The sequence below is a fragment of the Protofrankia sp. CiP1_Cm_nod3 genome (assembly GCF_982290655.1).
In genome coordinates, this window is the sequence record NZ_CEVIVD010000161.1 from 1 (window position 1) to 9,784 (window position 9,784).

8 protein-coding genes and 1 pseudogene are annotated in these 9,784 nt (G+C 70.0%); 1 reads left to right on the plus strand and 8 read right to left on the minus strand.

Annotated elements, in window-relative coordinates; genetic code table 11:
• Positions 1-333: hypothetical protein (locus tag AC5LUJ_RS20930; protein ID WP_493465574.1), on the minus strand; the 333-nt coding region annotated here is incomplete at its 3' end.
• Between the two features lie 331 nt (positions 334-664).
• The gene (locus AC5LUJ_RS20935) at positions 665-964 is read right to left on the minus strand and encodes a hypothetical protein (protein WP_250280631.1); all 300 of its coding nucleotides are present in this window, start codon (positions 962-964) and stop codon (positions 665-667) included.
• A gap of 419 nt (positions 965-1,383) precedes the next feature.
• On the opposite strand from AC5LUJ_RS20935, the gene AC5LUJ_RS20940 reads away from it, so the two are divergent.
• A complete protein-coding gene (locus AC5LUJ_RS20940) occupies positions 1,384-2,175 on the plus strand; it encodes an RlpA-like double-psi beta-barrel domain-containing protein (RefSeq protein ID WP_250280639.1) in 792 nt (263 codons plus the stop codon).
• A gap of 206 nt (positions 2,176-2,381) precedes the next feature.
• Here AC5LUJ_RS20940 and AC5LUJ_RS20945 read toward each other — a convergent pair whose 3' ends face one another.
• From AC5LUJ_RS20945 to AC5LUJ_RS20970, 6 genes and pseudogenes are all read right to left on the minus strand, one after another.
• On the minus strand, positions 2,382-4,283 hold the full coding sequence (locus AC5LUJ_RS20945) for a DUF2334 domain-containing protein (protein WP_493465575.1): 1,902 nt from the start codon (positions 4,281-4,283) through the stop codon (positions 2,382-2,384).
• On the minus strand, positions 4,280-5,620 hold the full coding sequence (gene wecB, locus AC5LUJ_RS20950) for a non-hydrolyzing UDP-N-acetylglucosamine 2-epimerase (protein ID WP_250287121.1): 1,341 nt from the start codon (positions 5,618-5,620) through the stop codon (positions 4,280-4,282). The genes AC5LUJ_RS20945 and wecB overlap by 4 nt, the downstream gene beginning before the upstream one ends.
• Before the next feature lie 154 nt (positions 5,621-5,774).
• Entirely contained in the window at positions 5,775-6,590 is an 816-nt protein-coding gene (locus tag AC5LUJ_RS20955) for a LamG domain-containing protein (RefSeq protein WP_250287123.1), read from the minus strand.
• Positions 6,587-7,948, minus strand: a complete 1,362-nt coding sequence (locus AC5LUJ_RS20960) for a glycosyltransferase family 2 protein (RefSeq protein WP_250287124.1) — start codon at positions 7,946-7,948, stop codon at positions 6,587-6,589. The genes AC5LUJ_RS20955 and AC5LUJ_RS20960 overlap by 4 nt, the downstream gene beginning before the upstream one ends.
• Positions 7,945-8,172 carry a hypothetical protein gene (locus AC5LUJ_RS20965; RefSeq protein ID WP_250287126.1) on the minus strand — a complete coding sequence of 76 codons (228 nt, stop codon included), beginning with the start codon at positions 8,170-8,172 and terminating at the stop codon, positions 7,945-7,947. The genes AC5LUJ_RS20960 and AC5LUJ_RS20965 overlap by 4 nt, the downstream gene beginning before the upstream one ends.
• A 1,118-nt stretch (positions 8,173-9,290) precedes the next feature.
• Positions 9,291-9,784, minus strand: a pseudogene (locus AC5LUJ_RS20970) (hypothetical protein); the annotation flags it as partial.

Sequence of the window (9,784 nt, forward strand, 5' to 3'; positions counted from 1 at the left end):
CATGCGGTAAAGGCTGAAGTAGGTGATATCGTTCACGTCGCCAGTCGGTTCGACGAAGACCCCTCCGCTCGCCCAGTCCGCCTTGTTTACCGGCTGCCATCGCAGGGATCGAAGTGCAGCGTAGATCGCCACCCCGCTCATCCGGATGCCGCCGATACGCTCTATCTCGCCGTTGGGTATTCCCGCGGCATCGAGATAGAGGCCGAGGCGGTCGATGCCACCCCTGTCGTTGCTGGCCAGGTTGGTTCCGTACGCCCCGTAGAGAACGTACCGCGGAACATGGTCGGATGCCGTCTCCAGAACCGACTCCACTGCGTCCCGTGCCGCGTCCACTTGTGGCGGCTCCCTTCCCTGTCGGCCTCGGGTGATAGAACAGACATCTCCTATCTCAGAATAACAGGGCTCCGACGTTCTCGGGATCTTTCCGGCTTTCCCGGGGAAGCCGTGGAAATCAGGAGTGGTGGTCGCGGTGGTGCGTCCGCGGCAGCGGGGCCAGAGCTCCGGCACGTTTTCCTCTTGTCCTGTTTCCCGAGTTCCGCAGTTGGTGGTCACACGAATCTTCTGATCATGGTGCTGGCCTGTGGAAACGCGTGTAGGGCCGGATGGGGGGCGTGTGTCCACGCCCTCGGGCCTGGCCGATCCTGCGAGGGCTGTTCCGGGGTGATCAGCTGGGGCCGAAGGCGGTGGCCCGGGCGGGTGGTGGGACGGAAACTGCCTGGCAGATGGCCTTCTGGGCCGGGGCGAGGGTGGTGCTCTGGGCGACCGTGCCGGCGAGGATGATCTGCATGATCCGGCCGGTCTGGCGGCGGATCGTGCACCAGGTTTGCTCGGATCGGCGTTCGGCGATCCGGTCGAGGTCGGCGGTGCGCCGTGCCTGGTCGCGGGTGGCCTGGTCGGGGCTGTGGCAGAGGATGAACCGGGTGCCGTCGGCGTCGTCGAGCCGGACTTCCTTGTGGACAATCATGAAATTCCCCAGCCGTGCGGGCCGGTGCGGGCCGAACGAGCCGGTTAGGCTAACCTAAGTAGTACTGTCCGGGCTGGGGCTGTCTCCCGTGCATGCGCCTGTAACCTGCGCTGCCGCATCGCATGATGCGGCAGGAACTCCCCGGGGCAGAGCAGCCTGTGCGTCCATGCCCGGCTTCCCGGCACCGCGCGGGCTCGAATCCCGACGGAGATCCCGACTGGTGCATGCGAGTGGTGATCCCTCTTGACCGCCCTGCTCACCGAGGTCTCAACGGCCGGTTGCCCGGCCGGCCGAGGCCGGTCCCGCCGGTGGACGTCTCGCGGCGGCTCACCTGGTCCCCCACGGCCCGGTGTGTTTGCCCACCGCGCCCACGTTGCCCAGGGCGGGAAAAAACGTGACGATGGATGACCGTGACGGTCATGGATCAGTTCCAGCGAATATCGCCCCGGATTTTCGGCCGGCTTCCCCGGAACGCCCGGGAACAGGATTCCCGGAACGGGGACGGCCGGCCGGGGAACGCGCGGAAATCGGCCCGGCGGCGCTCCGCGCGCGACCGGGCGGCGGGGCTGGCCGGGATTACCGCGGTACTCGTCGCGGGCGTGGCCGCCTGCGGCCCGGAACCGGGCCGGCCGGTGGGGGAACGGTCCCCCGGCCGGTGGGAGATCACCGTTTACTACACCGCGGTGGAGAGCTACCACGCGGGCTCACCGCTGGCCGTGCGGGGCTGTCCACGGCGGGACTGCGCCTTCGGCGACGATCTCCTGGGCACCTTCCCGGAGGACTTCGCCCAGGCGGTGCGTGACGAGGGGACAGGCCGGATCACCAGCGGGCCGCGACGGGGGTCGTTCCTGAACTGGTCGCACGACACCGGTTTCTGGCTCGACGACATCCCGGCCGACAGCGCCGGCCGGGCGCTGGTTCCGTTCCGGACGGCGGCGGCCGACGCCGGCACACTCCCCCCCGGGACGGCCTTCCTCGTCGAGGACTGCGGCCGGGAGGAGGACGGCTCCGGGATCGACCCGGACGCCTGCGCCGCGCTGCGCCGGGGGAGGTGGGAGGTCCGCGACGAGTTCACCCCCGGGCTCGGCGGCCCCGGCCACGTCGACCTCTACATCGGCGAGGAGGACAGGCCGGACTTCAGCGGGACCAGCCCGCGCTACCTGACCGGCGTCGGCGCCCGGCTCACCGTCACCGGCCGCGGCACAGGCTGACCGCGGCCAGGACCGGCCGGCCAGCGCCCGGCCGGCCCGTGTCGACCGGTACGGGCGGATCCCGCTAACGGGATCCGCCCGGCCAGGAATGGCCGCCCACCGGCTCACCGGTTTTTCAGCGGTCTTTCATCGGCTTTTTCGGCGGACGTTGCGGAATAGGTTGCTGGAATCCTCAGGAAGGTGTTCGGAGCGGATTTTCAGAGTTTTCAGAGGCTGTTGGCCGAGACGAAGGTGTAGCCGAGGCCGCGCACGCCTTCGACGACGTCCTCCAGGTAGCCCAGGCCCAGATACGGGTGGTAGAAGAAGCTGGCGAACCCGTCCCGGATGACCAGGTTCTTCTGCGCCGCCCCGATCAGGTCGGCGGGCAGCCGGGCCGGATGGTTGTTGAACGGCTCCGGCTCGATGTTGCCGATGTTCTCCGGGATCACGAACGAGCCGTAGACGTCGGTCACCGGATACGGGAAGAACTGCCCGGCGTACTTCGTGGAGTCGATCGCCCCGCCGGCCAGCTGGTTGCGGAAGTACAGACCCCGGTCGTAGCGCCGCGGGAACTTCTGCGCCGCCGCCTTGTAGTCCGCCGCCGACCCGGCGTAGTGCGGGAACTCGAACACGTTCGGCGCCGTGAACCCGGCGGCGGTGAACCCGGCCTTGGCGTTGTTCAGCCGGCCGGCGGCCCAGGACTGGCTGTCGCCGGGAACCGGCCCGTCATAGATGACGTTGTTCTGCGCGTCGATGTGCGCCCGGAAGAACTCGAAGTCGTCCGCGCTCGCCCCCGAATACGGGTTCGCCACATTCGAGTACTGGTGCGTCCAGCCGTGGACGATGAGCGACCCGCCGCGCTGGACGGCGTACTGCAGCGCGCTGACCACATCCGGCCGGGACGCCAGTGTGTAGTCCTGCGGGACGCCGTTGTTGTAGGTGCCGTTCGCGTCGACGTACCGCGGGTAGACGGCGATCGAGAACGGGATGTTCTCATTGTGGAGGTAGTCGGCGATGTCCCGCAGCTCGTCCGGGTCGGCGTCCGGGCCGACGTCCTCGATCCGGACCAGTGCCCGGTGCCGCTGCGTGGTCTGCGGCGCGAGCAGGTCGAAGAGCAGGTCGGCCAGGACGAGGTAGCGGTCGGTCGCGTCGGCGTAGGAGTACGGGATCTCACCGATGTAGGTGAGGTTGTTCGACCGGACCGCCCACGGGAAGCGGCTGCCGTCGGCGCGTACCGCCTCGGCCACCACGGTCGCGACGGCCGGGTTCACCGTGGAGTAGTTCAGGATGCCGGAGCCGTTCGCCGCATAGCGGGTCAGGTCGGTCCCCTTGTAGCTGACCTTACCGACCGACGAGGTGTCGAAGGCTGACCAGTTCCACCCGTAGTTCGTGGTGAAGTTCGGGTCCTGCGCGGTGAGCTGCCAGATGTTGTCGTAGATCCAGATCACCGGCCGGGTCTTCGCCAGCACGTCGGTGAGGAACGCCGTCGGCACCTGCTCGTCGTAGGTCGAGCCGATGTAGATCACGGCCGCGTAGGAGTTCTGCTCGCCCGCGGTGTAGCTGCTGACCGGGTGCGCGGTCCAGGTGCCGAACCGGGAGACCAGGTTGGCCGTCTGGATGGCGTACTGCTCGCCCAGCCAGCCCCATGGGCCGGTCGTGTCGTAGAGGACGAGGGTGCCCGTGGCGCCGCCGCTCAGCACCGTGGCGCCGCCGCTCAGCACCGTGGCGCCGCCGCTCAGGGCCGTGGCGCCGCCGCTGGCGCTCCTGGAGAGGTCGGGCGCGGGGGTCCGCGGCCCGGTCGTGGGCTTGGTGGGCCGCGGCGCGCGCCGCGGCGGTGTCGTGCCCGGCGGGGGCGGCGGGGCCGGTAGTAAGGCGTTCAGCCCGTCTCCACCCGGTACCTGTGCCGTGCCGGGAGTGGCGGGGGCGGGCCGCGCGGACGGTTCCGCCGGGGCGGCCGCGCTGGCGGTGCCAACGCCCGCGCCGAGGGCGGCGGCGAGCAGCCCGGCCGTCGCCACCGCGAACACCCGGCGGCGTGCCCGGCGGCCGGCCGGATGGCTGTGACCGCCCTGCGGGCTGTGCGGCCCCGCGCCTCCCTCCGGGCGCCGCGGCCGCATCCAGTGCAGGTTCATGTCCGGTTCTCCTCTCGTGGGTTCCCGGCCGGGACGGTGGCGGGCACGATCGCCGGTTCGGGGTGCCGGATGACGAGTGGCTGAGCGGGGATGGCGGTGCCGTTGAGGGCGGTGCCGTTGAGGGCGGTGCCGTTGAGGGCGGTGCCGTTGAGGGCGGTGCCGTCCAGGCCGGGCACGAAGTCGGCCGGCGCGGGCGCGCCGTTGAAGTAGTGCTCGATCGCGGCGACGGCGCGCCGGGCTGCCTGCCCGTCCCCGTAGGGGTTCACCGCGTTCGCCATCGCCGCGTAGCGGGTGGGGTCGTCGAGCAGTTCGGCGACCGCGTCGACGATCCGGTCCGGGTCGGTCCCGACCAGCGCGGCGGTGCCGGCCTGGACGCCTTCGGGCCGCTCGGTGTTGTCCCGCATGACCAGCACCGGCCGGCCGAGGCTCGGCGCCTCCTCCTGGACGCCGCCGCTGTCGGTCAGGACGACCGTCGCCATGGCCATCAGATGGGCGAACACCGCATAGTCGACGGGATCGACGACGCGGATGTTGGGCAGCCCGCCGACCGCCGGCAGCAGCGCCTCGCGTACTACCGGATTGCGGTGGGCGGGCAGGATGATCTGCAGCTCGGGCCGCTGCGCCGCGAGCCGGGCCAGCGCTCCGCCGACCCTGCGCAGCGGCTCCCCCCAGGACTCCCGCCGATGCGCGGTGACCAGCAGCAACGGGTACCGGCCGCCGTCGGTGCGCGCCCGCATCTCGGCGAGCAGCTCGTCCGGCGGGGGCGGTGCCGCGGCGACGTGCAACAGCGCGTCGATCACGGTGTTGCCGGTGACGAAGACGGATTCCGGCCGGATGCCCTCCGCCAGGAGGTTCGCCCGGCTCGCCGGAGTCGGCGCCAGGTGCAGGACGGCCAGCTGCGAGGTGAGCCGGCGGTTGATCTCCTCCGGGAAGGGCAGCAGCGGGTTGACGGTACGCAGCCCCGCCTCCAGGTGGACGACGGGCACCCCGAGGTAGAAGGCGGCGAGCGCGCCGGTGAACGCCGTCGTCGTGTCACCCTGCACCACGACGGCGTCCGGCCGCACCTCGGTGATCACCGCTTCCAGGCCGTTGAGGGAGCGGGTGGTGATCCCGGCCAGCGACTGGCGCTGCTGGAGGATCTCCAGATCGAAGTCCGGTTTGATGTCGAACAGCTGGTTGACCTGGTCCAGCATCAACCGATGCTGACCGGTGACCGCGATGACCGGCCGCACCGTGTACGTGCGTGCCAGCTCCTGTACCAGCGGCGCCATCTTGATGGCCTCCGGCCTGGTGCCATAGACGAGCAGCACCGTGCGGACTTCCTGCTGTCTGGTCATGCATGACCTTCCATGTGACTGGATGAACGACGGTAGGGATTACCGGACAAACGGTGATCCGGACACGGCTATGTCCCAGTATTTTGGACGTCGCAATGACTTCGCATTGGGATCGGTCGCACTCGAAAAGAAGTCGAAAAATTGTGTTAACAGTTCAGGGAATCGGCCCGGCGGCCCGGAGGAGGGATTGGGCCCGCATCCCGCGGAACTCCACAACGGCGTCCTCGCTGTACAGGCCGACAGCACCGGAAAGATAAGGGTGTTCGGTGTCCTGAAAACGTACCGTTGACGCCCCGTCCACCGACACCTGCACAATGTTGCCGAAGTGAGCCACCTCGATCCTGTGCCAGTCGCCGAGACGCCCCCGCGGCGCGGGCCCGCTCGCCAGGAATCGCTGCCCGCCCGGATAGGCCGGGTCCTGTTTGCTGAGTTCCCATCCGTTCGGTTTGAGGACGAAGGCGTAGAAATGGGCTGGATCGGTGTAGTGCCAGAGAATCCAGCCGACCTCCCACGGCCGGGGCTCCGGCTGGCGTAGCTGGCGCAGGGTCCGGATCCGCGTGCTGAACCGCACCCCCTGGTAGTGCTCCGTGCTGACGACCAGCCCGGCATGGGTGCTGTCCGAGCCGGCAGCGGCCCGGGGCGCGAGGGTGACGACCAGTTCGTCGTTCCCGTCACCGGCCGTCGCGCGCCCGGTGGTGCGGCCGTACCCGTCGAAGACCGCCAGCCAGCGGCCGTGCCGGGTGCCGTCCCGCCACTGCGCGGACGCGTGCTCCGAACCGCGCAGGGTGAACACCAACAGGCCGGTGAGCACGGTGACACCGGCGAACGCCAACGCGGTCAGCCGGTGCCGTTGCCGTTGCCGTTGCCGCACCAGGCCGCTGCCGGACGGGCCGCTGCCGGACAGGCCGATGTCCGGCCCCGCCCGGGACGGATTCTCCTCGGGGGCCGGCTCCCCGCGCGCGCCGTTCACCGCACCGGGCCGTCCTGGGCCGCGGCAGCCGGTATCAGGACCTCCGGGGCTGTCGCCGGCCCGGCCCCCGTCACCGCCTCCGGGCTGCGAGCCGTCTTGTGCCAGTTCGTCCGGTGGCCGGCCACCCGCCCGACCGCCCACCAGCCCGCAACGAACCAGACCAGCGCGTACAGCATGTAGACGTGGGCGTAGCCGATCAGGCGGACCAGCCCGAAGCCGGTCAGCCGCTCCCGCGAGCGGTAGATCAGCGCACAGACCAGGATCGGTATACCGATCAGCAGATAGGTACCGAGGAAGTGCGCGGGCTCGGGCGCCGGCCCGCCGGTGAGCCAGGCCGTCAGCACCCCCGCCGTGCCCAGGGCGAAGGCGAGGGTCAGCAGCGACGCCAGCAGGATCAGCAGCGGGCAGGTCAGGTGGAACAGCATGTCCGCCAGCGCGCGCGGGCGGGCATGCCGGGCCACCCGCGGGAGCAGCGTCCAGGACTGCAGATGCCCCTGGAACCAGCGGGCCCGCTGCCGCAGCAGCCGGACCGGCCGGATCACACCCTGCTGGTGGACGTCCGCCCGCGGGCAGAACTCGTTACGCCAGCCGGCCAGCAGCAGCCGGACGCCGAGATCGAGATCCTCGGTGAGGCTGTGCGACCATGGCCGCTCGCCGAGCGAACGCAGCGCGGAGAGCCGGACGAACTGGCCGTTGCCGCCGAGACCGACGTTGTCCAGCCAGCCGCGGCCGCGCTGGAACACGCTGGTGTAGATCACGAACTCCATGTCCTGGAGCCGGGCGAGCAGGCTGTCCCGCCGGTTGTTGATCCGGACGCCGATCTGCACCGCGCCGGTGCGGGCGTCGGTGAAGCAAGGGGCCACCGTCTCGACCGCGTGCGGGTCCAGCCGGCCGTCCGCGTCCACCACGACGATGATCACCTTGTCCGGGTCGCGGGCGCTGATCTCGGGGTGGGCTGCGAGGTGGGCGACGGCCACGTTCAGCGCGGCCCCCTTGCCCTGCCGGGCGTCCGGCGGATCCCGGCGCAGCAGCCACACCCGGGCGTCGCTGGCCTCCTGGACGATCCGCGAGGTCCGGTCGTCCGAGCCGTCGTCGACGACGAGCACCCGCCGGTTCGCCGCGTCGGTGGTCAGCAGCCGGTCCAGGCTCGCCCCGATGACCGCTTCCTCGTTGAGACAGGGCAGCACGAAGACGAAGAAGAGATCCTCGGGGGCGGCACCGGTCCGCCGCGGCCGGTGGACGGCGGCGAGCAGCAACATGGTGGCCAGGTAGAGCAGCCCGAACACGATCATTCCGGCGGCGAACAGCCGCCCGAGCCCGCCGTCGACACCATCGGTGTCGATGTCGAACACGCTCATCCGGCCGTCTCCGGCCTGGTACCGGCGGCGCCGGTACGCAACTGCCGCGGGCCGCGGCGGGCCCGTAGCAGGAGGGCCGCCAGAACGGCCAGCAGCCCGACGGCCAGATAAAGCCCGAACGCGAGCCCGACCAGGCTGGTAAGTGCGCTGGAAAGCAGGTCGAGCAGTTCCGCCGCCGCGCTGGGCGGGGCGTTGCCCCCGGGCACGGCGAGAGGGGCGGGCATGGTTTCCTCCGCGCTGAATCAGGCTTGCTCGGACAGGTGGAAAAGGCGACGTGACCGACCTGGTCGAAGGCATGCCTGGAATCGGTGAATATGCGAAAAGCAACCGGTTAACAGTCACAAAGAAATTGCGAGGGATGACTGGCCGGCAATGGTGTCTACCCTGGCTCCGGCCGGCGGGCCGGAGCGGCTCACACCATGGTGGAACGCCGATTCACCGTCAGCTGCGGGAACGGGCTGCGGGGATGGAACATCGTCCTGCCCGGTTGGCCGGACGGCACCTGGGACCGGTGGAAGCCACTGGCGCAGTTGCTCCGCTCCCCGCACGGAACAACGTCACCAGCTGGTTTCTGCTGGTTTGGATCATTCTCCCCTGGACCTCATGCTGCTTCGGGGCACCGAAACGCCCGGGACCGACTTCGGCCGGGCACGCTGAGTTTTCCGTGAACCGGACCTGAGCAGCCTCCCCCACTTGTCCGTACGGTCTCTATTCTTACACGCCGGGTCAGGGCCCCAGCAAGATTGAATTGTGTTATTGCCCGTTGCGCTGGGTAGTCAATACCGGGTGACAGGACTGCGCGGCGGCTCGCGCCCCTCTTTGGCGGCCGGCCGGATTATCGCCGCGTACGGCGAACATCGCGCGGCCCTCTCCGGTGGCCCCGGCCGCGGGCCGGAAGCACCGCGCACTCCTGCCGGCCCGCTATCCGGAACCGAATTTACAGAACTCAGGACCGTTATTACGAAAAAAGTGGCCTCCCGTTCGGGACAACGAAAACATGACCAGACAAAACCCGGAACAGAGGACCACCGTGTGTCACACGCGTCGGACCGGTGCCGCCATGTCGAGCACGCCGGCAGCAACCGGACAGCCTGATGTCGGCAGCCTCCTCGCGGCACTCCACCGGATAGCCGCCTTCCGCAGGCCGCGCGGGGAGACCTACGGCCGGGAGACCTGCGAACCGCACGTCGCGTCGGCCACCGCGGCCATGCCCGCGGCCCGCTCCCAGGAGAACCGGCCGGAAGCTCCCCGGCCCCCGGTAACCGGCTTTCCCGAAGCCGGCTCCCAGACCAGCCCCGCGCTGCGCCGGTCGCACCTTCGTACCGACGGCAGCCGAAGATCGCTAGTCGTGGATGACGTCGTCGATGGTGGTCGCGGTGCCCACGCAGCGTAGCCAGACATCCAGCTGGGCCAGGTCGGCGCAGGCTATGATCCGCTCACGGACCGCCTCGGGCACTGACACGCCGCGCGCGTCGAGCACGGTCAGCACCGCCCGCCCTTCCCCACGGGCCTCCCCACGGGCCTCCCCACGGGCCTCCCCTTGGGCCTCCCCATGGATCTGCCCCTCGGCCCTGCCGCGGGCTTCGGCCTCGGCGGCAAGGGTACGGAACAGTTCGCTGCGGTACTCGTAGCCGGCAGTGGTGGACACAAAAGCCTCCCAACGGACCCGGGCCGCCTCCGGCAGCCCAGCCAGCACAACGTCATAGTACAAGATCGATTTTTTCGGGCCCAGGAAGCGCAGCGCGTCCAGCAGCACCGGGAACACCGCCTCCACCCCGGGATCGTCCCCGTGACACAGGGCGGAGAGCACCGCCCGGGCCGGGTTCTCCCGAGCCG